Annotated in this window: 25 protein-coding genes; 12 read left to right on the plus strand and 13 right to left on the minus strand. The window is 64.5% G+C overall.

Annotated features, from left to right (window positions below):
- Position 1 precedes the first annotated feature (1 nt).
- Complete coding sequence (locus G568_RS0111790) at positions 2–3,394, plus strand: efflux RND transporter permease subunit (protein ID WP_026758230.1); 3,393 nt, start codon at positions 2–4, stop codon at positions 3,392–3,394.
- A gap of 15 nt (positions 3,395–3,409) precedes the next feature.
- Here the strand turns inward: G568_RS0111790 and G568_RS0111795 are convergent, their stop codons facing one another.
- Positions 3,410–4,231, minus strand: a complete 822-nt coding sequence (locus G568_RS0111795) for a protein-disulfide reductase DsbD domain-containing protein (protein WP_084627394.1) — start codon at positions 4,229–4,231, stop codon at positions 3,410–3,412.
- A 155-nt stretch (positions 4,232–4,386) separates the two neighbouring features.
- Between G568_RS0111795 and G568_RS0111800 the strand changes: the two genes are divergently transcribed.
- Positions 4,387–4,965 carry a YqgE/AlgH family protein gene (locus tag G568_RS0111800; protein ID WP_026758232.1) on the plus strand — a complete coding sequence of 193 codons (579 nt, stop codon included), beginning with the start codon at positions 4,387–4,389 and terminating at the stop codon, positions 4,963–4,965.
- Positions 4,966–4,969: 4 nt separating this feature from the next.
- Here the strand turns inward: G568_RS0111800 and G568_RS0111805 are convergent, their stop codons facing one another.
- The gene (locus G568_RS0111805; RefSeq protein WP_026758233.1) at positions 4,970–5,920 is read right to left on the minus strand and encodes an L-threonylcarbamoyladenylate synthase; all 951 of its coding nucleotides are present in this window, start codon (positions 5,918–5,920) and stop codon (positions 4,970–4,972) included.
- Positions 5,921–6,046: 126 nt separating this feature from the next.
- On the opposite strand from G568_RS0111805, the gene G568_RS0111810 reads away from it, so the two are divergent.
- From G568_RS0111810 to G568_RS0111825, 4 genes are read left to right on the plus strand one after another with little or no spacing between them, the layout of a single operon-like run.
- Positions 6,047–7,744 carry an acyl-CoA dehydrogenase family protein gene (locus G568_RS0111810; protein ID WP_026758234.1) on the plus strand — a complete coding sequence of 566 codons (1,698 nt, stop codon included), beginning with the start codon at positions 6,047–6,049 and terminating at the stop codon, positions 7,742–7,744.
- Positions 7,744–8,802 carry an MBL fold metallo-hydrolase gene (locus G568_RS0111815; RefSeq protein WP_026758235.1) on the plus strand — a complete coding sequence of 353 codons (1,059 nt, stop codon included), beginning with the start codon at positions 7,744–7,746 and terminating at the stop codon, positions 8,800–8,802. Before G568_RS0111810 ends, G568_RS0111815 begins: the two co-directional genes overlap by 1 nt.
- A 59-nt stretch (positions 8,803–8,861) precedes the next feature.
- Entirely contained in the window at positions 8,862–8,996 is a 135-nt protein-coding gene (locus tag G568_RS0111820; protein ID WP_026758236.1) for an aa3-type cytochrome c oxidase subunit IV, read from the plus strand.
- Positions 8,997–9,037: 41 nt separating this feature from the next.
- Positions 9,038–9,682, plus strand: a complete 645-nt coding sequence (locus G568_RS0111825; protein WP_026758237.1) for a hypothetical protein — start codon at positions 9,038–9,040, stop codon at positions 9,680–9,682.
- A gap of 17 nt (positions 9,683–9,699) precedes the next feature.
- Here G568_RS0111825 and G568_RS0111830 read toward each other — a convergent pair whose 3' ends face one another.
- The 4 genes from G568_RS0111830 to greA all read right to left on the minus strand — a co-directional run bounded on the left by G568_RS0111830 (position 9,700) and on the right by greA (position 12,355).
- Positions 9,700–10,026, minus strand: coding sequence for an AzlD domain-containing protein (locus G568_RS0111830; protein WP_026758238.1), 327 nt, complete (start codon positions 10,024–10,026; stop codon positions 9,700–9,702).
- On the minus strand, positions 10,017–10,733 hold the full coding sequence (locus G568_RS0111835; RefSeq protein WP_026758239.1) for an AzlC family ABC transporter permease: 717 nt from the start codon (positions 10,731–10,733) through the stop codon (positions 10,017–10,019). The genes G568_RS0111830 and G568_RS0111835 overlap by 10 nt, the downstream gene beginning before the upstream one ends.
- A gap of 98 nt (positions 10,734–10,831) precedes the next feature.
- Entirely contained in the window at positions 10,832–11,857 is a 1,026-nt protein-coding gene (locus tag G568_RS0111840) for a hypothetical protein (protein WP_026758240.1), read from the minus strand.
- 27 nt (positions 11,858–11,884) lie between these two features.
- The gene (gene greA, locus G568_RS0111845; RefSeq protein WP_026758241.1) at positions 11,885–12,355 is read right to left on the minus strand and encodes a transcription elongation factor GreA; all 471 of its coding nucleotides are present in this window, start codon (positions 12,353–12,355) and stop codon (positions 11,885–11,887) included.
- 315 nt (positions 12,356–12,670) lie between these two features.
- On the opposite strand from greA, the gene G568_RS0111850 reads away from it, so the two are divergent.
- From G568_RS0111850 to G568_RS0111860, 3 genes are all read left to right on the plus strand, one after another.
- Positions 12,671–14,320 carry an electron transfer flavoprotein-ubiquinone oxidoreductase gene (locus G568_RS0111850; protein WP_026758242.1) on the plus strand — a complete coding sequence of 550 codons (1,650 nt, stop codon included), beginning with the start codon at positions 12,671–12,673 and terminating at the stop codon, positions 14,318–14,320.
- A 135-nt stretch (positions 14,321–14,455) separates the two neighbouring features.
- Complete coding sequence (locus tag G568_RS0111855; RefSeq protein WP_245582937.1) at positions 14,456–16,174, plus strand: tetratricopeptide repeat protein; 1,719 nt, start codon at positions 14,456–14,458, stop codon at positions 16,172–16,174.
- Positions 16,164–16,988 carry a 4-(cytidine 5'-diphospho)-2-C-methyl-D-erythritol kinase gene (locus tag G568_RS0111860; RefSeq protein WP_026758244.1) on the plus strand — a complete coding sequence of 275 codons (825 nt, stop codon included), beginning with the start codon at positions 16,164–16,166 and terminating at the stop codon, positions 16,986–16,988. The genes G568_RS0111855 and G568_RS0111860 overlap by 11 nt, the downstream gene beginning before the upstream one ends.
- 9 nt (positions 16,989–16,997) lie before the next feature.
- Here G568_RS0111860 and G568_RS0111865 read toward each other — a convergent pair whose 3' ends face one another.
- The gene (locus G568_RS0111865; RefSeq protein ID WP_026758245.1) at positions 16,998–17,999 is read right to left on the minus strand and encodes a polyprenyl synthetase family protein; all 1,002 of its coding nucleotides are present in this window, start codon (positions 17,997–17,999) and stop codon (positions 16,998–17,000) included.
- A gap of 55 nt (positions 18,000–18,054) precedes the next feature.
- Here G568_RS0111865 and G568_RS0111870 point away from each other — a divergent pair, with 55 nt between their 5' ends.
- The 3 genes from G568_RS0111870 to G568_RS18740 all read left to right on the plus strand — a co-directional run bounded on the left by G568_RS0111870 (position 18,055) and on the right by G568_RS18740 (position 19,310).
- On the plus strand, positions 18,055–18,270 hold the full coding sequence (locus G568_RS0111870) for a putative signal transducing protein (RefSeq protein WP_026758246.1): 216 nt from the start codon (positions 18,055–18,057) through the stop codon (positions 18,268–18,270).
- Entirely contained in the window at positions 18,263–19,033 is a 771-nt protein-coding gene (locus G568_RS0111875; protein ID WP_026758247.1) for a tRNA1(Val) (adenine(37)-N6)-methyltransferase, read from the plus strand. Before G568_RS0111870 ends, G568_RS0111875 begins: the two co-directional genes overlap by 8 nt.
- A 103-nt stretch (positions 19,034–19,136) precedes the next feature.
- Entirely contained in the window at positions 19,137–19,310 is a 174-nt protein-coding gene (locus tag G568_RS18740; protein WP_084627395.1) for a YdcH family protein, read from the plus strand.
- Between the two features lie 61 nt (positions 19,311–19,371).
- Here G568_RS18740 and G568_RS0111885 read toward each other — a convergent pair whose 3' ends face one another.
- The 6 genes from G568_RS0111885 to G568_RS0111910 all read right to left on the minus strand — a co-directional run bounded on the left by G568_RS0111885 (position 19,372) and on the right by G568_RS0111910 (position 25,018).
- Positions 19,372–20,304 (minus strand): VOC family protein, encoded by a 933-nt coding sequence (locus tag G568_RS0111885; protein ID WP_026758248.1) that lies wholly within the window; start codon positions 20,302–20,304, stop codon positions 19,372–19,374.
- 143 nt (positions 20,305–20,447) lie between these two features.
- Entirely contained in the window at positions 20,448–21,170 is a 723-nt protein-coding gene (gene phbB / locus G568_RS0111890; RefSeq protein WP_026758249.1) for an acetoacetyl-CoA reductase, read from the minus strand.
- Between the two features lie 166 nt (positions 21,171–21,336).
- Entirely contained in the window at positions 21,337–22,512 is a 1,176-nt protein-coding gene (locus tag G568_RS0111895; protein ID WP_026758250.1) for an acetyl-CoA C-acetyltransferase, read from the minus strand.
- 96 nt (positions 22,513–22,608) lie between these two features.
- A complete protein-coding gene (locus tag G568_RS18745) occupies positions 22,609–23,466 on the minus strand; it encodes an EAL domain-containing protein (protein ID WP_051202959.1) in 858 nt (285 codons plus the stop codon).
- A 195-nt stretch (positions 23,467–23,661) separates the two neighbouring features.
- On the minus strand, positions 23,662–24,084 hold the full coding sequence (gene arfB / locus G568_RS0111905) for an alternative ribosome rescue aminoacyl-tRNA hydrolase ArfB (protein WP_026758251.1): 423 nt from the start codon (positions 24,082–24,084) through the stop codon (positions 23,662–23,664).
- A gap of 310 nt (positions 24,085–24,394) precedes the next feature.
- Positions 24,395–25,018: a queuosine precursor transporter gene (locus G568_RS0111910; protein ID WP_026758252.1), complete on the minus strand. Its 624-nt coding sequence runs from the start codon at positions 25,016–25,018 to the stop codon at positions 24,395–24,397.
- Positions 25,019–25,066: the final 48 nt, after the last annotated feature.

Here is a 25,066-nt window from a genome sequence, read left to right on the forward strand (position 1 = left end):
AATGGCGCGGCACGCTACAATGGCCGTGGGCGGGATCCTGTCCTATTTCACCCGGCACAAGACGCTGGCGAACCTGCTGTTGGTGGTGCTGATCGTCGCCGGTATCGCCGCCGCGCCGCGCATGCGCGCGCAGTTCTTTCCAGACGTGATCGTGGATAACGTCAATGTCAGCATCCAGTGGGAAGGAGCAGGTGCCGAAGACGTGGACGGCGCGATCGTGCAACTACTGGAGCCCGCCCTGTTGGCCGTGGAGGGCGTTGAGAGCAGCTCTAGCACCTCGACAGAGGGGCGCGCGAACATATCGCTGGAGTTCGAGCCGGGGTGGGACATGGCCCGCGCCGCCGCCGATGTGCAAACGGCCGTCGATGCGATCACCACCCTGCCGGACGAGGCCGAAGAGCCGACAGTGCGCCGGGGCGCGTGGCATGACCGCGTCACGGATGTGGTGATCACCGGGCCGGTGGCCGTGGACCAGTTGGGCGGCTTCGCGGACGAGTTCGTCACGCGCCTGTTCGCCGAAGGGGTCACGCGCACCACGATACGCGGTGTCGCCGCGCCCGAGACCGTGGTCGAGGTGCCCTTGGCCCGGCTGATCGCGCATGACGTGACAATGGCCGAGATCGCCTCGGCCATCGCGGCGGAGGTCGATACCGCCCCGGCGGGCGATGTCACCGGGGCCGGCGCGCGGGTGCGCACCGGCGTGGAAAAGCGCGGCCCCGATCAGATCGCGGCGATCGTTCTTCGTTCGGCACCGGACGGCACCAGCCTGAGCGTGGGTGACGTGGCCGATATCCGGGTCGAGGGCGCAAACCGGGCGCGCGCCTATTTCGTCGGGCCCGACCCGGCGATCTCGGTCCGGGTGGATCGCTCGCAGGCGGGCGATGCCATCGCGATACAGGACACGGTAGAGCGGGTCGCGGCCGAGCTTGAGGCGACGTTGCCCGCCGATGTCGGCATTGATTTGATACGCACCCGGGCCGAGATGATCTCGGACCGTCTGTCGATATTGCTGGACAACGCGGCGCTTGGTTTGGCGTTGGTGGTGGGGCTGTTGTTTCTCTTTCTCAACGCGCGCACGGCGTTCTGGGTGGCGGCGGGCATTCCGGTATCCCTGCTGGCGGCGATCGCGCTGATGTATGTGGGCGGCTTGACCCTGAACATGGTATCGCTGTTCGCGTTGATCATCACGCTGGGTATGGTCGTGGACGATGCCATCGTGGTGGGGGAACACGCCGACGCGCGCGTGCGCCGCATGGGCGAGGCCCCCGTGCAGGCCGCCGAGAACGCCGCGCGGCGCATGGCGATGCCGGTGTTTTCCGCGACGCTGACCACGGTGATCGCGTTCTTCGCGTTGGTGGCCGTGGGCGGGCGGTTCGGTGATCTGATTTCCGACATACCGTTCACGGTGATCGCGGTGCTGACCGCGTCGCTGGTGGAGTGTTTCCTGATCCTGCCGAACCACATGTCGCATGCGCTTGTGCATTCGGCACGGGAGCATTGGTATGATTTCCCCAGCAGGGTGGTGAACCGCGGCTTTCGCCTGATCCGCGAGCACCTGTTCCGCCCGTTAATGGGGCTGGTGATCGCGCTGCGCTACCCGGTTATGGCGCTGGCGGTTTTGCTGTTGGCGGTGCAGGTGGCGCAACTGGTGCGCGGCGATGTGCCGTGGCGGTTTTTCAATGCGCCCGAGCGCGGCAGCGTAACCGGCAATTTTGCCATGCTGGAGGGGGCGAGCCGCGCCGACTCCCTTGCGATGATGCGCGAGATGCAGCGCGCGACCGAGGAGCTGGGCAAGAAATACGAGGCCGAGCATGGCCGCAACCCGCTGGCCTATGTCATGGCCGAGGTGGGCGGCAACGCGGGCTTTCCCCTGCCGGGCAGCGATACCAAGGACGCCGATCTGCTTGGCGGGATATCGATCGAATTGATCGACGCCGATCTGCGCCCCTATTCCAGTTTTGCCTTTGTCGGCGATCTGCAAGAGGCGGTGGAGCGGCACCCCATGGCCGAAACCATCAGCTTTCGCGGCTGGCGGTCGGGGCCGGGCGGGGATGCCCTGCATGTCGAGTTTTTCGGCGCCAGCGCCGAGACACTCAAGACCGCGAGCGAGGCGCTCAAATCCGAGTTGTCGCGCATTCCCGAGGCGTCGGCGGTAGAAGACAACCTTGCCTATGACAAGCGCGAGCTGATCCTGGAGCTGACCCCGCAGGGCCGCGCGCTTGGGTTCGATATCGATGGGCTTGGCCGGGTTCTACGCCATCGGCTCAATGGGCTGGAGGCCGCCACCTATCCCGATGGTTCGCGCAGCGCGGCGATCCGCGTGCAATTGCCCGACGATGAACTCAGCGCGGATTTCATCGACCGGATGCAATTGCGCGCGCCCACGGGCACCTATGTCCCCCTGTCCGAAGTGGTAAGCACCAGTAGTCGCTATGGCTTTTCCACGGTGCGGCGCGAAAACGGGGTGCGGGTGATCTCGGTCACTGGCGATCTCAAGCAGGACGACGCCGCCCGCGCGAGCGAGATCATGCGCGCGTTGGAAGCCGATATTCTGCCCGCCATCGCCAGCCGCCACCAGGTCGAATGGCGCATGTCGGGGCTGTCCGAGCAGGAAAACGAGTTTCTGTCGGATGCCGCCACCGGGCTGATCCTGTGTCTGGTCGGTATATACTTGGTGCTGGCGTGGGTGTTTGCCAATTGGACGCGGCCGCTGGTGGTGATGGCGATCATCCCCTTCGGGTTGACCGGCGCGATCTGGGGGCATGCCTATTGGGACGTGCCGCTATCGATGTTTTCGGTCGTTGGGTTGCTGGGTATGACAGGCATAATCATAAACGATTCCATCGTGTTGGTCACCTCGATTGACGAACACGCGCGGGAACGCGGCCTGACGCCGGCGATCATTGATGGCGCGGTGGACCGGCTGCGCGCGGTGCTGCTGACGACGCTGACGACGGTGCTGGGGCTGGCGCCGCTGCTTTATGAGCAATCGCAGCAGGCGCAGTTCCTCAAGCCGACGGTAATCACGCTGGTTTACGGGTTGGGCTTTGGCATGGTGCTGGTGCTTCTGGTGGTGCCCGCGATGGTGGCCGCGCAGGCCGATGTCGCGCGGCAGGTCGTGGCGTTGCGCCACGGGTTGCGGGCACGCGGGCTGCGGTGGCCGCTATGGGCCGGGGCGGGGGTGCTGGCCGCGTGGCTGGGGGCGACGATGGGCTGGGCGGCGTGGACCGGGGCGCTGCATCCTGCGCTGCTGCGGCTGTGGCCTGCGCTGGCCGATGTGCAGGCGATGCCGGTGGCGTTCGGCCTGTTCCTGGCGGGGGCGGCGGCGCTGATCCTGATGCTGTTCGCGGGGGCGGCCGGGGTGCTTGCGGTTCGCGGGCGTCGTTTGGCGTGACGGACCGGCGGGAGGCTAGCGCGCCGGGCACCCCTTGATGTCCACCGCGCGATCCTTGCCCAGAACCGTCAGGCGCAGGCCCGCCCGGTTGACCGCGAACGCATCGCCGTAAACATGGGCCAGCTCGGTCTTGGCGTGCAGCACGCCGCCTTTGCGCACGCTGTCCGCTTCCGCCACCCATATCTGCGGGTCATCGGTTTCCAGGACCACGGTTTCAGTCCCTCCTGCCGCCGGCATGGTGATCGCCGCGGCGATCTCGATCCCGTCCGCCGTAGGGGCGATCGTACAGCGCACATCGCGAACCCCGGCCTTTTCCGCCGAAAGGGGCCTGTTTTTCAGGGCCTCGATGATGCGTGGATCGGGGCGGGATTGCCCGGCGGGCAGGGTCGTGTCGAATGATACGGTGAACGGGATGCAGATATCCTCGCACACACCCATCGTGACGCGGCCTGCAAGGGTGATGTCCTGACCCGGCGATTGGGCCGCCACCCGCAACGGCAGAACCAGGTCGTTCTTGTAGCCGATGGACCGCATCCCGTTTTGCCAAAACACCACCGGCGTGGGCCACACCGGCGCCACGCCTGCAAGGTTCTGCGCGCCGCGCAGGTCTATCTCGGGGGGGATGCCCGCGTCGCCGGGCGCGCGCCAGTAGGTTTTCCACCCCGGTGCCAACGTCACGTGCAACGCCGCGATGTGCACGCCCTCGTCGCTGCGCCAGCCGGGCAGCACGGTCAGCCGCGCCATGCCTTCCTGTGCCGTGGAGGGGACCGGCAGGATGAACAGGGCGCAGAAAAGGATCAAAAGGCGGCAAAGCGCCCGAGGTGCTGAGCAAGTCATGTCACGGTCTTGGGGCATCATGCGGCAAATGCCAATTCACATTCAGGCGAGGTTGCTTATTTTCGCGCCACATTGCCTTGTGGCGACAGGTGGTGCTTGAACTGCCGCAAACGCGGCTGCATGCTGTTGGTGGGCCGCTTTGAAAGTGTATGAGAATGTCATCCGGTACTGGTGAGCCATTCGATTTGACGGGGAAACTCCTGGTCGCGATGCCGGGCATGGGTGATTTTCGATTCAACATGTCCCTTGTCATGATCTGTGCCCACTCGGATGAGGGCGCGATGGGGTTGATCATCAACAAGCCGACCATGGATGTGCGTCTCTTCGATCTGTTCGAGCAGCTATCGATCGAGCACACGCAAACTGCGCGCAATCTTCCCGTTCATATAGGCGGCCCGGTGGAGCATGCGAGGGGATTCGTGCTGCACGGGGGCGACTACACATCGCCGATAAGCACGCTTGAGGTGCCCGGCGGGTTTGGGATGACCGCGACGCAGGACGTGCTTGAGGCGCTGGCGCAGGGCCAAGGGCCGGAGCAGGCGATGGTCATGCTGGGATATGCCGGATGGGGGGCCGGGCAGCTTGAGGCGGAGCTGTCGCAGAACGGATGGCTGACCTGCGATGCGACGCGGCGGCTGGTGTTCGACACCCCCGACGAGGGCAAGTGGGATGCCGCGCTGGCCAGTTTGGGGGTCGATCCGATGACCCTGTCGTCGTCGGCGGGGCGCGCCTGATCGCTTAGGTGCGCGGCGCGGCGGCGCGGCGTAGCCTGTCATTGATCGCCCGGCCCAGCCCGCGATCGGGGATCGGCGCCACGGCGATGGCCTTGGCCCCGCTTGCGTCCAGTTGGTGAAGGTGCCCGAAGAGGTTCGCGGCCGCCTCGGTCAAGTCGCCGCTTTCCGACAGGTTCAGATCACATGCTCCGGGGCCGAAGCCAAGGAACGCTTCGCCTTCGCGCGGGGTTTCGGCGTTGAGGCGCATCCCCGCGTTCGGTGCATAATGCGATGCAAGCTGCCCGGGTGCCGTGGGGGCGGCGCCATCCTCATGCGCGGCCAGCGCTTCGCCAAGCGCCGCCTCGATCGCCTCGGACGGCAAGCCGCCCGGCCGCAACAGCGCAGGCCTTGGCGACAGCCCCACGATGGTGCTTTCCACGCCGACGGGGCAGGGGCCGCCATCCAGAACCGCGTCGATCCGGCCCGACAGCCCCGCCAGCACATGCGCCGCCGTTGTCGGGCTGATCCGGCCCGATGGGTTTGCCGACGGCGCCGCGACCGGGCCGCCGAACACCTCAAGCAACCGCCGCGCCAACGGATGCGCCGGCACGCGGATCGCCAGTGTGTCTAGCCCCGCCGTCACCAGTGGCGACAGGCCCGCGTCGGCGCGCAGCGGTAGCACCAGCGTCAGCGGCCCGGGCCAGAACGCCCCGGCCAATACATCGGCCTGTTCGGGCCACTCCACGTAGCGCTGCGCCGCCTGGATCGAGGCGACATGCACGATCAGCGGATTGAACCGCGGCCGGCCCTTTGCCTCGAATATGCGGGCGACGGCCAGCCCATTGCGTGCATCCGCCCCCAGCCCGTAAACTGTTTCCGTCGGCAGCGCGACAAGACCGCCACCCTCCAACAAGGCGGCGGCGCGCGCGATACCGCCCTCATCGGGCGCAAGCGTTTCTGTGGAAAGGGGGGGCATTTTTGTTTGTGACGCCGCGTTCCGGGTTGATGGGGCTGCGCGTGCGTTTACCCTTGCACGCGAGACCCCAGTGCATACAAGCGGCCGGTGAGAATTCCAAGCCGTTCCACGTCAAGGAGGGACGAGATGCCATACCGCGCACCCGTTGAGGACTACAAGTTCATCTTTGCCCATGTCTCGGACATGGAGGCCGTGGCCGCGACCGAGCGATTTTCCGAGGCGACGCAGGACGTAACCGATGCGATCCTGACCGAGGCGGGCCGCCTGACCGAAGAGGTGATCGCGCCGCTGCGCCGGGTTGGGGACGAGACGCATTCGGTGCTGGAAAACGGTGTCGTGCGCACGCCGCCGGGGTACAAGGAGGCCTTCACCGCCTTGACCGAGGGCGGGTGGGTCGCCATTTCGGCCGGCCCGGATTACGGCGGCATGGGCCTGCCGATCGCGCTGACCACCGCGTTCAACGAGATGATGTCGGCCACCGATCTGTCGCTTGGCCTGTGTCCGTTGCTGACCCAGGGGCAGATCGAGGCGCTTGAGCATCACGCCAGCGACGAGATCAAGCAAATGTACCTGCCGCGCCTGATCAGTGGCGAATGGACCGGCACGATGAACCTGACCGAGCCGCAGGCCGGTAGCGACGTGGGCGCATTGAAAACCCGTGCCATGCCCAATGGCGACGGCAGCTATGCGATCACCGGGCAGAAGATCTATATCACATGGGGCGATCACGATTTCGGCGGCAATGTCTGCCACCTGGTTCTGGCGCGCCTGCCGGATGCCGCGCCGGGCACCAAGGGGATCAGCCTGTTCATGGTGCCCAAGTACATCCCCAATGACGACGGAAGCCTCGGGCCCGCCAATGACCTGTCGGTGGTCAGCCTGGAGCACAAGCTGGGTATCCATGCCAGCCCCACGGCGGTGATGCAGTATGACGGCGCCACCGGGTGGCTTGTCGGCGCCGAGCACAAGGGCATGGCGGCCATGTTCACCATGATGAACAACGCCCGCCTTGCCGTGGGGGCCCAAGGCGTCGGCATTGCCGAAGGGGCGACGCAGCAGGCGCTCGACTATGCCGCCGAGCGCAACCAGATGGGCCCGATCATCGAGCACGCGGATGTGCGCCGGATGCTCCTGACGATGAAGGCCGATACCTATGCGGCCCGCGCGATTGTGCTGAACTGTGCGATTGCGCTGGATCTGGCGCGCGCGACCGGGCAAGACGATTGGAAGGCCCGCGCCGCGCTGCTGACGCCGATCGCCAAGGCGTTCGGATCGGAAACCGGGATCGCGGTTGCCGAAATGGGCGTGCAGGTGCATGGCGGCATGGGCTTTGTCGAGGAAACCGGCGCCGCGCAGTTTAGCCGCGATGCGCGTGTCACGGCGATCTACGAGGGCACCAACGGCATTCAGGCGATGGACCTGGTCGGGCGCAAGATGGCCGACGGGGGCGAGGCCGCCGCCCGCCTTCTGGACGAGATCGAGGCCCACGCCGAAACCGCTCGCGCATCGCTGCCGGAGTTGGCCGAACCCGTTTGGCAAGCCAGCGAAACGCTGCGCGAGACGGTTGAATGGCTGGCCGATGAGGGGAGCATGCCCAATCGCTTTGCCGGATCGGTGCCGTTCCTGCACGGGTTCGCCCGGGTTCTGGGCGGGCATTACCACCTGCGCGCGGCCATGGCCGAGGATGCCGCCGATGGCCCCCGGACCAAGCTGGCGCGTTTTTATATCAACCGCCTTTTGCCTGAACATGCGGGCCTTCTGGCGCATGCGATGGCGGGCGCGGATGATCTCTATGCCTTCACCGCCGAAGAACTGACCGCGTGATGGACGGCGCGGCGACCGGCATAAGGTATCCTTGGCCCTCTCCGCCGGCCGAGGCAGAGGTGATTGCCGTCGCTACGGGCGTTCTGTGGCTGCGGTTTCCGCTGCCCTTTGCGCTGGATCACGTGAATATCTACGCGCTGGACGAGGGGGACCATTGGACCCTGATCGATACCGGCGTCAAGACGCGCCGCACCCTTGCCCTGTGGCAACAGGTGCTGGATGGTCCCTTGTCCGGCAAGCCCGTGGGGCGCGTGATCCTGACCCATCATCACCCCGATCATGTCGGCATGGCCGGTTGGTTCATGGAGCATCACGGCGCCGAGTTATGGACAACGCGCACCGCGTGGTTGATGGCGCGGATGCTGATCCTTGACGCCGAAGAGGCCCCCAGCCCGCAAGCGGTGGCCTATTGGCGCAGCGCGGGCATGGCGCCCGACATAATGGAAAAGCGGCTGTCCGAGCGGCCGTTCAACTTTGCCGATATCGCGCATCCGCTGCCGGTCGGGTATCGCCGGGTGCAGCAGGGCGATGTCATCCGGGCCGCCGGGCGCGATTGGGATGTGCATATCGGCGGGGGGCACGCGCCCGAGCACCTTACCCTGTGGTCGAGCGATGATAACCTCGTGATCTCGGGCGACCAGATCCTGCCGTCGATCAGCCCCAATATCGGTGTCCACCCGACCGAGCCCGAGGCGGATCCGCTTGGCGATTGGCTTGAATCCTGCGCGCGGCTCGAAGGGCTGTCGCGGCCGGATCACCTTGTTCTGGGGGGGCACAAGCTGCCCTTCACCGGGTTGCCGACCCGGATGCGGCAGTTGCGCGACAATCACGATGGCGCCTTGCGCCGGTTGTTGCGCCATCTTTCAATCCCGCGCACGGCGGTTGAATGTTTTCCGCCGCTGTTCAAGCGCACCATCGACGGCGGCACCTATGGCCTCGCGATGGTCGAGGCGATGGCGCATCTCAACCACCTGCATCAGGCGGGGCGCGTCACACGTACGCGCCGCGATGATGGCGCTTGGCTGTGGCATTGCGCGGAGCGGGACATTGACGCATGACGGGCTTTGATAAATAAGTGACCCAACTGCGCAACTTGCAAACCAAGAGGATGACGGACATGGCAGAGCACAAGCACGGCGAAATGGACACCGAGGTTCAGGAAAAAACCTTTGAAGGGTTCATCAAGGCGGCGACATGGGTTGGCGGTATCGCGATTGGCGTGCTGATCTTCCTGGCGCTGTTCAATAGCTGATCGGCATCGCGCCTGGCGCCCACTGCTTGGGGATTCACATCATGCGTCTATGGTTTGCCGCGCTTTGCGCAATGACCCTTGCGTCGGGCTGCGCCGTCAAGGAGGATCCGCCGGTTTCCGACGAGACCGTATCGCGCGCGGCCTACAGCCATGATGGGCCGTCCAAGCTGACGCTGTTCACGATGATTTCCAACGATACCGGGGCAGGGGCGCATACGTCGCTCATGATCAATGGATCACAGCGTGTGGTGTTCGACCCCGCCGGATCCTTCCGTGATCCCGGCAAGATCGTGGTGCGCGATGATGTCGTCTATGGGATGACGCCGCAGCTTGCCGATGTCTACACCCGCTTTCATGCGCGCAAGACGTACCATGTGCAGGTGCAAGAGGTGGACGTGCCCGCCGAGACGGCCGAGCAGGCGCTGCAATTGGCGATGTCCTACGGCGAGGTGCCCGATGCGCAATGCTCGGTCAGCACGTCGCGCATTCTGGCAAAATTGAATGGGCTCGGCACGGAGTTTCAGCAAACCTGGTTTCCCAAGAAACTGGCCGAACAATTTGCCGAGGTACCGGGTGTAAGTTCTCGCACGCTGTACGAATATGACGATGCCGACAGGTTCAAGGCGCTGCGTGCCTATGACCCCGACGAGGTCGCGGCGCAGGTCGCGACGCAGGACGAAGGCTGATCGCCCGAGCCCGCTGCCTATAGCAGGTACAGGAACAGATAGAGGCTCCCGGCGCCCAGGCCGATGGCCATCAGCACGTTCTTGGTGAAGTATCCCACACCCAGCGTCACAAGCGCCGCGATCATCCGCGGCGCGTCCAGTGCGCCACCCGTGGCCGCCGGCCAGACCACCATCGGCGCGACCAGCGCCGGCAGCACCGCCACCGCCGTGTAGCGCAGGTGCCGCAGCACCCATGGCGGCATCGGGCGATCCCCGATCAGCCCCAGGAAAACAAATCGCAGGCCGAAACTGCCCAGGCCCAGCAGGACGATCACGACCCATAGTTGCGTTGTATCTATGTCCATGTCCCGCGCCTTTCCATCCACAGCTCGACCTGCGCGCCGGACATCATCCCGCCGAGGGCCGCCAGCATCAGGCCAAGGTTATAAGGCAGCCCCGCCAGTACCAGCGCCAGCGCGACGGAAACCAGTGCGGCAACCTTGTGCGCGGCCGTGCGCAGCATTGGCGCAATCAGCGCGATAAAGGTGATCGGCACCGCGAAATCCAGCGCCAGCCCCGCAGGCATCGCCGACCCGATCAGCGCCCCCACCAGCGTCATCGCGTACCACATCGGGCAGATCGGCGTGACGGTGCCAAAGAAATAGGCGATCTTTTGCGGGATGGTCCAATCAGGGTGCGTTTCATACGTCGCGATCGAGCAGGCATAGGTCTGATCGACCATGAAATATGCCGCCAGAATCCGCTGCCACAGGGGGGCCGCGCCGATATGAGGCGTCAGGGACGCCGAATACATCGCCATCCGCAGGTTGATCGCCAGGGACGAGGCCAGCACCACAACCGTCGGCGCATTATCCACCAGCAATTGCAGTGCGGCAAACTGCGCCGCCCCGGCGATGACCACGATGGAAAATCCCATCGCCTCGACCACGTTCAGCCCCGCCTCGGTCGCGACGACCCCGAACAGCATGGCAAATGGCGTCACTACCAAAAGAAACGGCGCACCGTCACGGACGCCGCGCCAATAGGCGGATCGGGGTGTATCAGAGCGCATCGCCAAGGCCTTTCGCGGGATTGCAAAGCTGAGCGTCGATAGGCGTAGCCGGGTTACTGGCGGGATGCAACGGGCGGTGGTGCGGGGCGCGCGTGCGCCTAGTCGAAAATGCCCGCGACGCGGCCCAGCAGCATGAAGGCGCGCGCCGTTCGGGTGCCGGCCAGGTCCGATATATCGCTGTCGCTGGCGGTTTTCTCGAACTCCGCCAGCATCTTGTCGAACCGGCGCAGGAAATGATGCGCCGCATCGCGAAAGATCGGGTCCTGCTTCATGCGTCCCGCCGTCAGCGCCAGAGACGAGCGATCGCGAATGCCGCCAAGCCCGGCCACCGCGCGGCCGCGCTCGCCCGCGGCAAAGCGGCGCCAGATCTCGGCGCGCGCCATGTCCGGGCGCAAATCGTCCATGTAGATGCCATCCTGGCTCAGCAGCGTCAGGATGTCCTGGCTGGCCCTGATCAGGTGCGCCGCCTCGCGGTCCTGCAGCGCCTTGCGCAGGGCGGCGAACCCGGCCTCGTCCTCGGTCGTTTCCGGAAAGTTGAGCGCGCGCACGAAATCTTCGCGCGACAGGGGCGGGCCGATCTCGTCCGCCGGGGTGCCAAGGGGCAGCGCGGCCTGTTCATCCTGCGCCTGGGAATCGCCCGTGGGTTGGCCCGCGTCGCGCAATGGCGCGTTGCGGTCGCGCGTCGTGGTGAAAACGGCCAGCGCGGTTTCGGTCTTCTTCTGCGCTTCGGCGATTTCTTCCAACTTGGCCGCCACCGTCTTGTCGCTCTGCGCGCCCTTGCTTTGATTCTGCGCGACATAGGCATGGCGGATGGCATCGATCGCGGCTTGCAGGCGGCGGCTTTCTTCGCGCATCACGCGGCTGGCGCGCGCTGCGGTGGCTGCGACCCAGATCATCGCGACCGGCAGGAACAGCACCAGCATCTTCAACAGGAAACCGCCGTCAACACCCGGCGCGCCGGCGTCGCCCTCGGCCTCGCCCCCGCCAAGGAAATAGAGGCCCGCACCACCCAGCCAGACCACCGACAGCACCACCGAGGTGATCTCGATCCCGGTGATGCGGCCTTGCGTTGGCCGGTCATAGATGCCCAAGGGCGTTGGACGGCTATCGTTATTGTCGGACATGGGCCCGTTTTCCCGAACTGATGCGTATCAGGAATACACGATTTTCAGGATCTCGTATGATTTTTCGCCGCCGGGCGTGCGCACCTCGACGCTATCGCCCTCGTCCTTGCCGATCAGGGCGCGCGCGATAGGGGATTTGATGTTTAGCAGCCCCTTTTCGATGCTGGCTTCATGTTCGCCCACGATCTGCCAGGTCTTTTCTTCGTCGGTGTCCTCGTCCACGACCGTGACCGTCGCTCCGAACTTGACCGTGCCCGACAAGGTCGAGGGGTCAATCACCTCGGCCAGCGAAATCACGCTTTCCAACTCCTTGATGCGGCCCTCGATGAAGGACTGCTTTTCGCGCGCGGAGTGGTATTCGGCGTTTTCCGACAGATCGCCGTGCTCGCGCGCCTCCGAGATGGCCCGGATGATCGCCGGCCGCTCGACCGACTTGAGCTGCTTCAACTCGGCTTCCAGCGCGGCATGCCCCGCGCGTGTCATCGGTATCTTTTCCATAACTGCCCTGCGTCGTGTCTGGAGTGGTGCTTTTCGCCCACCTGTGTAAATCCGCTTACACCTTGCAAAGTCAAGGCCCCGTAGCGGGAGGAGGGGGCACGCCATCGCGAAGGTGTGGCACGATTCTGCCCTTTTGGCGGCCATGGCCGTCGCAACACGGTGAAATTCGGCATGCCGCACGCCCCGCCTTTCGCCTGTCGGGCGGGGCGCCTGAAATGAGTGCTGCTCCGCAGCGTCGCGATTGATCCGCCCTGCAAGGTGGTCTAGTTTCCCCTGAACTTTTTGGGCGCAACGCGCAGGTGCGGAGGAACGGACGTGGCCGAGACAGAACGCGAAGCAATGGAATACGACGTCGTGATCGTTGGTGCGGGGCCTGCGGGCCTGTCTGCGGCGATCCGGCTCAAGCAGCTTGACGCTGATCTTGACGTGGTGGTGCTTGAAAAGGGCTCGGAGGTGGGGGCGCATATCCTCTCGGGCGCGGTGCTTGACCCGTGCGGCCTGAACGCGCTGATCCCGGACTGGAAAGAGAAGGGCGCGCCGCTCAACACCCCCGTGCGCGAGGATAATTTCTACATGCTGGGCCAAGGTGGCAAGCTGCGCGTGCCGGGGTGGCCGATGCCGCCGCTGATGAGCAATCATGGCAACTACATCGTCAGCATGGGCAATGTCTGCCGCTGGATGGCCGAGCAGGCCGAGGAATTGGGCGTCGAGGTGTTCCCGGGCATGGCTTGCTCCGAGATGGTCTATGACGAGAACGGCGCGGTCAAAGGCGTCGTCGCGGGCGAGTTTGGCCGCAACCCCGATGGCACGCCCGGCGATTCATATGAGCCGGGGATGGAGCTGCACGGCAAGTACGTGTTCCTGTCCGAGGGCGTGCGCGGCTCTCTCTCCAAGGAAGTGATCGAGAAGTTCGATTTGAGCGCCGGAAAGGAGCCGCAGAAATTCGGCCTCGGCATGAAGGAAATCTGGGAAGTCGATCCGGACAAGCACAACGAAGGCGAAGTGACCCACACGATGGGCTGGCCGCTTGGCTCGAATGCGGGGGGCGGCTCGTTCATCTACCACCTTGAAAACAATCAGATTTACGTGGGATTTGTCGTGCATCTGAACTACCAGAACCCGCATTTGTACCCCTACATGGAGTTCCAGCGGTTCAAGCATCACCCGATGGTGGCCGAGCTGCTCAAGGGCGGCAAACGCGTGGCCTACGGCGCGCGCGCGATCACTGAAGGCGGGTACCAGTCGATGCCGAAAATGGTGGCGCCGGGTGTGGCGCTACTGGGGTGTTCGGTGGGCATGGTAAACGTCCCACGCATCAAGGGCAACCACAACGCCATGCTGTCGGGCAAGGCCGCGGCCGAGGCTGCGCATGAGGCCATCAAGGCAGGCCGCGCCGGCGATGCGCTTGATGCCTACGAGGCCGACGTGCGCGAGGGCGCCATTGGCAAGGACCTGCGCAAGGTCCGCAACGTCAAGCCGATGTGGTCGAAATGGGGCCTGCTCCCCAGCCTTGCCTTGGGCGGGCTGGACATGTGGACCAATACGATGGGCTTTTCGCTGTTCGGTACGCTCAAGCACGGCAAGACCGATGCCGCCGCCACCGGCGAGGCCGACAAGTTCAAGAAGATCGACTATCTCAAACCCGATGGCAAGCTGAGCTTCGACAGGCTGACCAACGTGTCATACTCGATGACCAACCACGAGGAAAATCAGCCCTGTCACCTGACGCTCAAGGATGCCTCGGTGCCGATCGCGGTGAACTTGCCGAAATACGATGAACCGGCGCAGCGGTATTGCCCGGCGGGCGTCTACGAGGTGGTGCGCGAAGAGGGCAAGGAGCCCAAGTTCGTCATCAACTTCCAGAACTGCGTGCATTGCAAGACTTGTGATATCAAGGACCCCACGCAGAACATCAACTGGGTCACGCCGCAGGGTGGAGACGGGCCGAATTACCCCAACATGTGACAATGGGCCGTTGAGCGGGCTTTGGGCGCGGCAAGAATCCGCGCCCATATGGCCGGTTGCGGGGCATGTCGCATTGCGTTTGACGCCAACTGCGTTACGTTCTCCTGAAATCTCATCAGTGTCAGGGAGCTTGGCGTGGCTGGAAAACTGATTTTCGCGGGGGTCGCTGCCGCGGTCTTCGCGACCGTCGCAAATGTGGGGCCGGTGCGGGCCGACGACGATGTAGGCGCATACCTGGCGGGCCGCCAGGCCGCCTCCGCACGGGATTTCCGAAGCGCGGCCGAGTATTTCACCCGCGCGCTGGTCAGCGATCCATCCAACCCCGACATCCTTGAAAAGGCGCTGCTGTCGCATCTTGCCGTTGGCAACATGGACCGCGCCGTGCCGATCGCGCGCAAGATCGAGGCGGACCAGATCGAAAGCCAACTGGCGCGCCTGACCCTGCTTGCACACGAGGCAAGCGTCGGCAACAGCGAGGTGATCCTGTCCCGTATCGACGAGGGGCATGGCGTCGGGCCACTGGTGGACGGGCTTGCGCGGGGCTGGGCCCTGATGGCGAGCGGCGATGTTTCGGCCGCGCTTGCGGCGTTTGACGATGTCACCGGGCAAGAGGGGCTTGCCGGGTTCGCAAGCTATCACAAGGCGCTTGCGCTGGCCTCGGTCGGTGATTTCGAAGGCGCCGAGGCGATATTTGCCGAAAGCGAAGGCAGCGCCTTGCAAAACACGCGCCGGGGTATCGTGGCCCGCGTTCAACTGCTGAGCCAATTGGGCCAATCGGACAAGGCGATCGAGCTGATCGACCAAGTCGGCGGGAGCGATTCAGACCCCGAGATGAAAGCCCTGCGCGCGGCCCTGACCACCGGCGAAGCGATGCCGTTCACGCACCTTCAGACGGCACGCCAAGGCATGGCCGAAGTGTTCCATTCCGTCGCCATGGCGATCAACGGTCAGGCCGAGCCGGAATATACCCTGATCTATGCCCGGATGGCGCAATTCCTGCGCCCGCAGCACACCGATGCCCTGTTGATGAGCGCGGCCCTGCTGGAGGAGCTGGACCGTCACGAGATGGCGGTCGAAGCTTACCGCAAGGTTCCGCGCGATGATCCCGCCTTTGCCAGCGCCGAGTTGGGCCGTGCCGAGGCGCTGCGCCGGGCAAACAGGACCGATGCGGCCATCGAGGTGCTCAAGCAACTGGCGCAAACCAACGGTGATCTTCCGGCGGTGCACGTGTCGCTGGGCGATCTGATGCGGCAGCTCGAGCGGTATGAAGAGGCCGTTGCCGCCTATGACGTGGCGCTGGACCTCTATGAAGAGGAAAAAACCGATCAGTGGTTCATCCACTACGCCCGCGCCATCAGTCATGAGCGGCTGGACCAATGGCCGCAGGCCGAGGCCGATTTTCGCAAGGCGCTTGAGCTGAACCCCGAACAGCCGCAGATCCTCAATTACCTCGGCTATTCCCTCGTGGAAAAGCGCCAGAAACTGGACGAGGCGCTTGATATGATAGAACGCGCGGTCGAGGCGCAGCCCGACAGCGGCTACATCGTCGATAGCCTCGGCTGGGCCCTCTACCGGCTTGGCCGCTACAAAGAGGCGGTCCCCCACATGGAGCGCGCGGTCGAGTTGATGCCGGTCGATCCGGTCGTCAACGATCATCTCGGTGATGTGCTCTGGGCCGTGGGACGCAAGCGCGAGGCCGAGTTTCAGTGGAGCCGCGCGCTCTCCTTCATCGACCAGGGCGAAGCGTCCGAGGATATCGACCCCGAGCGCGTGCGCCGCAAGCTAGAGGTTGGCCTTGATAAGGTTCTGGCCGAGGAAGGTTCCGATCCCCTCAAGGTGGCCAATGGCGACTGAGGTCTTTGCCCCGGCAAAGGTCAACCTGACGTTGCACATCACCGGGCGCCGCGACGATGGCTACCACCTGCTCGACTCGGTGGTGGCGTTTGCCGATGTCGGCGATCGCCTTGGCGTTGCGTTGTCTGTTGCGCCGCACCTCGCGGTGACGGGGCCGATGGCCGCCGGGGTGCCTTTAAGCGGCGACAACCTTGCCCTGCGCGCCGCGCGCCTGATGGGGGCGGATGTGCGTGTCACGCTGGACAAGCACCTGCCGGCGGCTGCGGGTCTTGGCGGTGGCTCGTCCGACGCGGCGGCCTGCATGCGCGCGGTGGCTTCGCTGACCGGGCAGCCGTTGCCGGATGCGCAGGCGGCTGCGGCCCTTGGGGCCGATGTGCCTGTGTGTCTTCTGGCGCGCGCCGCGCGGATGCGCGGGATTGGCGAAGAGGTCATGCCGCTTGCCTCTTTCCCGCCCTTGAATGCGGTTCTGGTCAACCCCGGCGTCGCCGTGCCGACGGGCGGCGTGTTTGCCCGCATGACGCAAGCGTCGAACGCGCCGATGCCCGCGCTGCTCCCGGATTGGCCCGATGCGGCGGCGCTGATCGACTGGCTGGCGGCGCAGCGCAATGACCTGCAGGATCCGGCCATCGCCCTTCAGCCCGTGATCGGTGACGTGCTCAAGGCCATCGGCGCACAGCCCGGTTGCGGCCTGGCGCGCATGTCCGGTTCGGGCGCAACGTGCTTTGGCCTGTTCAAAACGCAGGCGGCGGCGCAAAAGGCCGCGCGCGCACTGGCGCGTCCCGGATGGTGGGTGCAGGCGGTGACGCTGTCCTAGGTGCGGCGCCTAGTTGATGCGGGCGACCACGTAATCGGCCAGGTCCGTCAGCATCTGCCGCAACGGATGCGCGGGCAGGGTGCGTATCGCGGTCTTCGCCCGCTCGGCCCATGCAAGGGCGTCTTCGCGTGTCGCGTCAAGCGCGCCATGCTTGTGCAGCAGGGCGATGGCATGCTGCAGGTCGCCCTCTTCCTGGCGGCCCTTCTCGATGGTGCGCGACCAGAACGCGCGCTCTTCCCCGTCGGCGCGGGCGACCGCCTTGATCACCGGCAGAGTCAGCTTGCGCTCGCGGAAATCGTCGCCCACGTTCTTGCCGGTGCTCTGCGCGTCCCCCTGGTAATCCAGCAGGTCATCGACGATCTGGAACGCCACGCCAAGCGCATCGCCGTAATCATAAAGGGCCTGAACCCGCTCTTCCTGCGCCCCCGCGATGACGCCGCCCACCTGGCAGGCCGCGGAAAACAGGGCTGCCGTCTTGCCGCGCACCACTTGCAGGTAAATCGCCTCGTCCGTGGCCAGATCCTGCGCCGCCGTCAGTTGCAGAACTTCGCCTTCGGCAATCGTTGCCGACGCGTTTGCCAGGATGTCCAGAACCCGCAGGTTTTCAGTTTCTACCATCAACTGGAACGACCGGGAAAACAGGTAATCCCCGACCAGGACGCTGGATTTGTTGTCCCACAGAAGGTTCGCCGTGGGGCGGCCCCGGCGCTGTCCGCTCTCATCCACGACGTCGTCATGCAACAGGGTTGCCGTGTGGATAAACTCCACCGTCGCGGCCAGGCGCAGGTGGTGGTCGCCCTCGTAGCCGCACAGCTCCGCCGTGGCCAGCGTCAGCATCGGGCGCAGGCGCTTGCCGCCCGCCTCGACCAGGTGCGCCGTCACTTCGGGGATACGCGGCGCGTGGCGCGAGGCCATGCGCGTCCGGATCAACGCGTTGACGCTTTCCATGCTGTCCGCCAGGTGGTCGGCCAGTTGCTCATGCGGTTTGCTCGCCGTCTTGTCCAGGCTCATCACACCTCTGCGACATGGCTCGACAAAACGTGCGCCATGCTCTTATGTCCCCACCATGAAACAGCTTCTCAGATCAAACGATCCAACAGCGATCGCATTTGCCAAGGCCCTGCTTCAGGGCGAGGGTATAGACTGCTTTGAAATGGACGTAAACATGAGCGTTCTCGAAGGCTCGATCGGTATTTTGCCCCGTCGCCTGATGGTGGGCAACGCCGATCATGCCGAGGCCGCCGACGTGCTGCGCGAAAACGGGTTGGAGCCCGATGAGTGATGCCGACCTGACCCATGACGCCTATCTGAACGGGCGGTTCCGGGTCTGGCAGCCCGCGCGCGGGTATCGTGCCGGGATTGATCCCGTTCTCCTGGCGGCGGCGGTGCCCGCGCAGCCGGGGCAATCCGTGCTGGAGCTGGGTTGCGGCGTTGGGGTGGCCAGCCTTGCGTTGGCCGCGCGGGTGCCGAGGCTGCGCCTGACGGGGATCGAGGCGCAGGCGCGCTATGCCGATCTGGCGCGCGACAACGCGGCGCAGGCCGGCGCCGATCTTGAGGTGATCACCGGCGATCTGGCGCAAATGCCGGACGCCTTGCGCCAGCAGCAGTTCGATCACGTCATAGCCAACCCACCGTATTACATTGCCGACACGCGCACCGCGGGGCGCGACGCAGGACGCGAGGCCGCCCATGCCGAGGCGACGCCGCTGGCCGAATGGATCGATGCCGCCAGGCGCCGCACCGCCCCGCGCGGATATCTTACCCTGATCCACCGCGCTGAGCGCTTGGCTGCGCTGTTGCCGCTGGTCGAGGCACATTTCGGCGGTATCGAGGTGCTGCCGCTGGTGCCGCGCACGGGGCGGGCGGCCGGATTGATCCTGCTCAGGGCGCGCAAGGGCGCGCGCGCGGCCCTATGCCTGCATCATGGGTTGGTCATGCACGAAGGGGCGGCCCATGACGGCGACCGCGAAAGCTATAGCGCGGCGTTGCGCGCGGCTTTGCGTGACGGGGCCGCCCTTCCATGGCCATCCCGGCGCCACTTGTAACAAATGCCGCAGGAAAATCCTTGCCGATCACTCAAACGCGTCGTGACAGCGTGACAGTTTTATGATGCACTCAAAGGTGCATTACATTGAGAGGAGGATGCCAATGAGCTTGAGTTCGCATGTTGAGGAACTGAAGAGGAAACACCATGCCCTCTCGGAACAGGTTGAAACAGCGCAGCGCGCCCCCGGAGCAAGCGATGCGGAAATCGCTGAGCTCAAAAAACAAAAGCTCCGCTTGAAGGAAGAAATCGAGCGCTTGTCGGCCCACGCCGAGTAACTCAGACACAGTCAACAGGGCACGCCCGCAGGCGTGCCCTCAGCGAAAAAAATCCGGCATTTTAATCGCGAATCGGCTTTAGATGCTCCTGCTCCAGTCGCTCGCGCAGATGCGCGTGCTGCTTGGGCAGCTTCAGGGACTCGCCCAAATGCGCGATGTCTTCGTCGCGATCGAACCCCGGCTCGTTCGTCGCCACTTCGAATAGCACCCCTCCGGGGCTGCGAAAGTAGATCGCCCAGAAATAATCGCGGTCTATCACCGGCGTTACCTGGTACCCCGTATCCAGAAGGGCGCGGCGCACCTCGCCCTGTTTTTCACGATCCGCTACGGAAAACGCGATGTGATGGACCGATCCGGCGCCTTGGTGGGCTTGGGGTGTGTTGCTTGGCGTTTCGATGTCGATGACATCGGCACCGTTGCCCCCCGGCATTGTGAGGCGTTGGATCGCCCCGTCGTTTCCGGCGTCCTCGTAGCCCATGAGGCGCAGCAACTCGGCGTTGGCGCCATTGTCGGCCAACCGCATGCTGACCGAATGAAAGCCGCGGATCGCGTGATCCTCGGGGACGCCCCCGTGGCGCCATGGCGCGCGCGTATCGTCAGTTTCAACAAGCGCGAATGCCTCGCCATCCGGCCCTTTGAGGGTCAGGCGATGCTCGCCAAACCGGTTCTCGCGACCCAGCCCCGCGACACCCAGGTCCGACAATCGCTGTTGCCAGAACTCCAGCGCGCCGCGCGGAACGGCAAAAGCTGTCTCGCCAACCTCGCCCGTGCCCGCGCGTCCGCGGCGTGCGCCGGGGAAGGGGAAATAGGTCATGACCGATCCGGGCGTGCCCGTCTCGTCGCCGTAATACAGGTGGTAAACCTCTGGCGCGTCGAAGTTTACCGTCTTCTTGATCCGCCGCAGGCCCAGCGTCTTGGTGAAGAAATCGTTGTTTTCCTGCGCATCGCTGGCCAGCGATGTCACATGGTGCAGTCCGTTGATGTGCTCGATCATGGCGTGTCTCCTTTGCCCTGATCATATGGACATTCAGGGTGCCTGATAAACACGCGCCACGGCGCGCAATTTGTGCAGTCGCGCACATGAAAAGCCCCCGCCAAAAGGGGCAGGGGCCGATCTCGGGTCCGTATAGCGAGCGGTCAGACGAAGAATTGCCCGCCATTGGCCGAAATGGTCGACCCGTTGATAAAGCTGGCGTCGTCCGAGGCCAGGAACGTTACGCAGCGCGCGATTTCCTCCGGCTCGCCCAAGCGCCCGGTAGGGATCTGCGCGACGATGCTGTCGCGCACCTTCTCGGGGACCGCCATCACCATTTCCGTGGCGATATAGCCGGGGCAAATGGCGTTGGCGGTGATGCCCTTGGCCGCGCCTTCCTGCGCGAGGCTTTTCACGATGCCCAGGTCGCCGGCCTTGGTGGCGGCATAGTTTGCTTGCGCGAATTGCCCTTTTTGGCCGTTGATCGAGCTGATCACGATGACCCGGCCAAAGCCGCGCTCGCGCATGCCGGGCCAGATCGGATGCACCGTGTTGAATACGCCGGTCAGGTTGGTGTCGATCACCTGTTGCCACTGCTCGGGCGTCATCTTGTGGAACGGCGCGTCGCGGGTGATGCCGGCATTGGCGACGACCACGTCGATGGGGCCCAGCTCGGATTCGACGCCGCCGATTCCGGCCTTGGATTCGTCGTAGTCGCCGACGTTCCACTTGTAGGTCTTGATGCCGGTTTCGTCGGTGAACTTGGCGGCGGCCTCGTCATTTCCGGCATAGGTGGCGGCGACGGTATACCCCGCGTCGCGCAGGGCCTTGGAAATCGCTGCGCCGATCCCGCGTGTTCCACCTGTGACGAGTGCTGTTCGTGCCATGATATCCTCCAATCTGGTCGCGTGCTGTGGTAACTCTGTTACTTTGAATAAGTAAGATGCGCAACATTGTTACTCAAAGAAATTTCCGCAATGCGGCGAATTCTCGCGTTCCAATGAAAAAGGGCACCCATCAGGATGCCCCATTTCTGTGTCGTTTGCATGTCGTTCAGGGGCGCTCAATGCACATCGCCACGCCCATGCCGCCGCCAATACACAGCGTTGCAAGGCCTTTCTTGGCATCGCGGCGCTTCATCTCGAAGAGCAGCGTGTTCAGGATGCGCGCGCCGCTGGCGCCGATGGGGTGTCCGATGGCAATGGCGCCGCCGTTCACGTTGACGATCGACGGATCCCAACCCATGTCCTTGTTCACCGCGCAGGCCTGCGCGGCAAAGGCCTCGTTCGCCTCCACAAGGTCAAGGTCCGCCGGTGTCCAGCCGGCCTTTTCAAGGGCCTTGCGCGAGGCATTGACCGGACCGATGCCCATGATCGACGGATCGACGCCCGCCGTTGCATAGGAGACAATGCGCGCCAGCGGCTCGATCCCGCGGCGCTCGGCCTCCTCAGTGCTCATCAGCAGGGCGCCGGCTGCACCGTCGTTGATGCCGCTGGCGTTGGCGGCGGTGACGCTGCCATCCTTGGCAAAGGCGGGGCGCAGTTTTTGCATGCCCTCGATCGTTGCGCCGTGGCGGATGTACTCATCCTTGTCCACGACCGTGTCGCCCTTGCGGCCCTTTATGGTAAAGGGGATCACCTCGTCGTCGAACTTGCCTGCCTTCTGCGCGGCCTCTGCCTTGTTCTGGCTGGCGACGGCGAATTCGTCCTGCGCCTCGCGGTTGATCTGCCACTTCTGCGCGACGTTTTCGGCGGTGTTGCCCATGTGGTAGCCGTTGAACGCATCCCACAGACCGTCGCGGATCATCGAGTCTATATATTTCACATCGCCCATCTTCACGCCCGCGCGCAGGTGCGCGACATGGGGGCTTAGCGTCATGTTTTCCTGGCCCCCCGCGGCGACGATGTCTGCATCGCCCAGCTGGATGTGCTGCGCCGCCAGCGCCACCGCCCGCAGGCCCGAGCCACAGACCTGGTTGATGCCCCACGCCGCCGATTCGATCGGCAGGCCGGCATTGACATGCGCCTGGCGCGCCGGGTTCTGGCCCTGGCCGGCGGTCAGGACCTGCCCCAGGATCGTTTCCGACACGTCGGATTTCTCGATCCCCGCGCGGGCCACCAGGGCCTCAAGCACGGCGGCGCCCAAATCATGGGCCGGCGTGTTGGCGAATGCCCCGCCGAAAGAGCCGACAGCGGTGCGCGCCGCCGAGGCGATAACTACATTGGTCATGGTTTTCCTCCACCAGGTTGGTCCAAGGGCTATGGCCCCCGAGCATTGCCCCGAGTCATACTGGATATGCCGCATTGCGGCAACTGTGCGCTGATGTCACCCGGTGCGCTGCCGCCGTTCCGCCGGGCGCGGCGCATCCGCGTGCCACGGGGCGCGCGTGGTGGGGGCGGCGAAAAAGTAACCTTGTAGAAGATCTACCCCGTTTTCCGCAAGCCATGTGGCATCCTGCACGTTTTCGACGAACTCCGCCACGGTGACCATGTCGAACTGCTGCGCGATCGCCACCAGTGCCCGCGTCAGCACCTGGTTGTCCGGGTTGTCGTGCACGCCGCGGATGAACTGCCCGTCGATCTTGATCATGTCGAAATAAAAATCCCGCAGATACCGGAACGCGGTGTAGCCCGCGCCGAAATCATCGAGCGCAAACGTGATCCCCCGGCTTTGCAGGTCCGACATGAAGCGCACCACCAGTTCCGGCACCTGCATTGCCGAGCGTTCGGTGATTTCGAGGATCAAGCGTTCGCCGACTGTCGGATCGCGCCGCAACCCATGATCAAGCGATTGAATCCAGCGTGGATAGCCGATGGAGCGGGCCGACATGTTGATCGAAAGGCGCAGCCCCGGTTCATCCGACAGCGTCCGCAAGCCCATTTCCAGCGCTAGGCAATCGATCTCGCGGCCCAACTCGGTCGCCTCGACCGCACCGATGAAGTCCTTCGCGGGGATGATGCGACCTGTGGCGTCCAGTATACGGATCAGGGCCTCGTAGAAGGCGGGCGCGTTCGGTCGGTCCGCCTGTACCACCGGCTGATAGGCCAGCAACACCTCGCGATGGCGAATCGCCTCTGCCACCATTTCGATCGTGGCCTGATCCTGGGCCGTAACCGCATGGTTTAGCGGGCTATCCTGCCCGGGCGGTACGTCCGCCCAATTCCCTTCGCGCCCGTGCGCCATGCTGCCCTCCTGATCCGGCCTGTGGCGAGAGTGCCGCCAAGCCAATAACAATCCCTTAATGTTCCCATTTTGTGCCAATTGTAATAAAATCCGCGCAAATATCGCGAAACAGGGCCGAAGACGGGCGGAGAATGCGAAAGGTTTTTGGCCGCCTTTTGGGGGATTGCCCTGCCGCGATCCCCGCACCCGCCAAGGTCAATCGTCTTTCTCGACCTTGCCGCGTAGCGCCTTGACCTCGCCGCGCTCTTTCTTGGCCTTCAGGCGGCGTTTCTTGGCGCCCAGTGTCGGGCGGGTGGGGATGCGCCGTTTTGGGCGCTCTGTCGCCTTGCGGATCAACTCGGACAGACGATCGCGCGCGATGTCGCGGTTGCGCGCCTGGCTGCGGGTCTCGTCACACTGGATGACCACGGCGCCGTCGCGGGTCCACCGCCGCCCGGCCAGCCGCTTCAGCCGGTTCTTGACCGGCCCGGGCAGGTTGGGCGAGCGCTCCGCCTCGAAGCGCAGTTCGACAGCCGAGGCAACCTTGTTCACATTCTGCCCACCCGGCCCGGACGCGCGAATGAACTGCTCGGTCAGTTCCCAATCCTCGATGCCGATATCGTCGGTGATCCTGAGCATGGTTCCTCTGTCGTGCTGCTTCGGTGTGGAATGTACGCGGACGGCGTACGAAACGTACAGAATGTACAGTTCACGCACCAATCAAAAAGGGCCGCCCGGAAATCGGACGGCCCTCATGAGATCATTCGGAGGTGGGGCCGGTTAGGCGCTCACCAATTCGGATTGCCACCCTCAAAGGGCTGCCTCAGACGGCGACCTCCCGAACTGTTCCGACACCTCTCTCCAATATCCCTTTAGACACTGGACCACCTCCTTTCGTTGTTGAACCTGATCGAATCTTGCCACAGATTTCGCACATGTCAAAACAAAATCATGTGGTGCGTGCAGTCATTGCCCCCACGATGATGCGGAATGGCACAAGAGCGATCAGCGCAAGGCTCAGTTTCACCATCCAGTCGGCGACGGCCAGCGAGACCCACAGCGGCGCCACCGGCCCCGTTCCCAGAAGCGGCAATGCCTCGGCTGCCCAACTGGTGTCGTTGCCCGGCTCCATGAATGTCAGGCTGGCCGAAAAGGCCACAGTGAAGAAGATCGCCGTGTCCAGTGATGAGCCGACCAGCGTCGAGGCCAGCGGCGCGCGCCACCAGCGTTGATCGCGGAGGCGGTCAAATATAACGATATCAACAAGTTGCGCGGTCAGGAACGCAAGGCCAGACCCCGCCGCGATGCGCCAGGTGACCAGCGGCCCGAACTCGCCCTGGATCTGCGTGCCGATAGCCGAGCAGATCACCCCGGTGATAAACCCGGCCACCACCACGCGCCGCGCGGCGGCCACGCCGTAGACGCGGTTCATCACGTCGGTTACCAGGAACGCCAGCGGATAGGTGAACGCGCCCCATGTCAGCCATTGGCCGAACAGGAACTGCACGAGGATGTTCGAGGCCACGACGATGGCGGCCATGGCAATAATGCCGGGAATATGATGTCTTTGCATGATGTTAGATGCCCGTTTTGACAAGGTTGCGGCGACTTGGCCCCGGCG

It is taken from the genome of Sediminimonas qiaohouensis DSM 21189 (assembly GCF_000423645.1).
Taxonomy (GTDB): Bacteria; Pseudomonadota; Alphaproteobacteria; order Rhodobacterales; family Rhodobacteraceae; genus Sediminimonas; species Sediminimonas qiaohouensis.

Excerpts from the sequence above, each read along its gene's own strand:
- G568_RS0111790 (WP_026758230.1), top strand. The coding sequence starts at position 2 with ATGGCGCGGCACGCTACAATGGCCGTGGGCGGGATCCTGTCCTATTTC.
- G568_RS0111795 (WP_084627394.1), bottom strand. The coding sequence starts at position 4,231 with ATGACTTGCTCAGCACCTCGGGCGCTTTGCCGCCTTTTGATCCTTTTC.
- G568_RS0111800 (WP_026758232.1), top strand. The coding sequence starts at position 4,387 with ATGTCATCCGGTACTGGTGAGCCATTCGATTTGACGGGGAAACTCCTG.
- G568_RS0111805 (WP_026758233.1), bottom strand. The coding sequence starts at position 5,920 with ATGCCCCCCCTTTCCACAGAAACGCTTGCGCCCGATGAGGGCGGTATC.
- G568_RS0111810 (WP_026758234.1), top strand. The coding sequence starts at position 6,047 with ATGCCATACCGCGCACCCGTTGAGGACTACAAGTTCATCTTTGCCCAT.
- G568_RS0111815 (WP_026758235.1), top strand. The coding sequence starts at position 7,744 with ATGGACGGCGCGGCGACCGGCATAAGGTATCCTTGGCCCTCTCCGCCG.
- G568_RS0111820 (WP_026758236.1), top strand. The coding sequence starts at position 8,862 with ATGGCAGAGCACAAGCACGGCGAAATGGACACCGAGGTTCAGGAAAAA.
- G568_RS0111825 (WP_026758237.1), top strand. The coding sequence starts at position 9,038 with ATGCGTCTATGGTTTGCCGCGCTTTGCGCAATGACCCTTGCGTCGGGC.
- G568_RS0111830 (WP_026758238.1), bottom strand. The coding sequence starts at position 10,026 with ATGGACATAGATACAACGCAACTATGGGTCGTGATCGTCCTGCTGGGC.
- G568_RS0111835 (WP_026758239.1), bottom strand. The coding sequence starts at position 10,733 with ATGCGCTCTGATACACCCCGATCCGCCTATTGGCGCGGCGTCCGTGAC.
- G568_RS0111840 (WP_026758240.1), bottom strand. The coding sequence starts at position 11,857 with ATGTCCGACAATAACGATAGCCGTCCAACGCCCTTGGGCATCTATGAC.
- greA (WP_026758241.1), bottom strand. The coding sequence starts at position 12,355 with ATGGAAAAGATACCGATGACACGCGCGGGGCATGCCGCGCTGGAAGCC.
- G568_RS0111860 (WP_026758244.1), top strand. The coding sequence starts at position 16,164 with ATGGCGACTGAGGTCTTTGCCCCGGCAAAGGTCAACCTGACGTTGCAC.
- G568_RS0111865 (WP_026758245.1), bottom strand. The coding sequence starts at position 17,999 with ATGAGCCTGGACAAGACGGCGAGCAAACCGCATGAGCAACTGGCCGAC.
- G568_RS0111870 (WP_026758246.1), top strand. The coding sequence starts at position 18,055 with ATGAAACAGCTTCTCAGATCAAACGATCCAACAGCGATCGCATTTGCC.
- G568_RS0111875 (WP_026758247.1), top strand. The coding sequence starts at position 18,263 with ATGAGTGATGCCGACCTGACCCATGACGCCTATCTGAACGGGCGGTTC.
- G568_RS18740 (WP_084627395.1), top strand. The coding sequence starts at position 19,137 with ATGAGCTTGAGTTCGCATGTTGAGGAACTGAAGAGGAAACACCATGCC.
- G568_RS0111885 (WP_026758248.1), bottom strand. The coding sequence starts at position 20,304 with ATGATCGAGCACATCAACGGACTGCACCATGTGACATCGCTGGCCAGC.
- phbB (WP_026758249.1), bottom strand. The coding sequence starts at position 21,170 with ATGGCACGAACAGCACTCGTCACAGGTGGAACACGCGGGATCGGCGCA.
- G568_RS0111895 (WP_026758250.1), bottom strand. The coding sequence starts at position 22,512 with ATGACCAATGTAGTTATCGCCTCGGCGGCGCGCACCGCTGTCGGCTCT.
- G568_RS18745 (WP_051202959.1), bottom strand. The coding sequence starts at position 23,466 with ATGGCGCACGGGCGCGAAGGGAATTGGGCGGACGTACCGCCCGGGCAG.
- arfB (WP_026758251.1), bottom strand. The coding sequence starts at position 24,084 with ATGCTCAGGATCACCGACGATATCGGCATCGAGGATTGGGAACTGACC.
- G568_RS0111910 (WP_026758252.1), bottom strand. The coding sequence starts at position 25,018 with ATGCAAAGACATCATATTCCCGGCATTATTGCCATGGCCGCCATCGTC.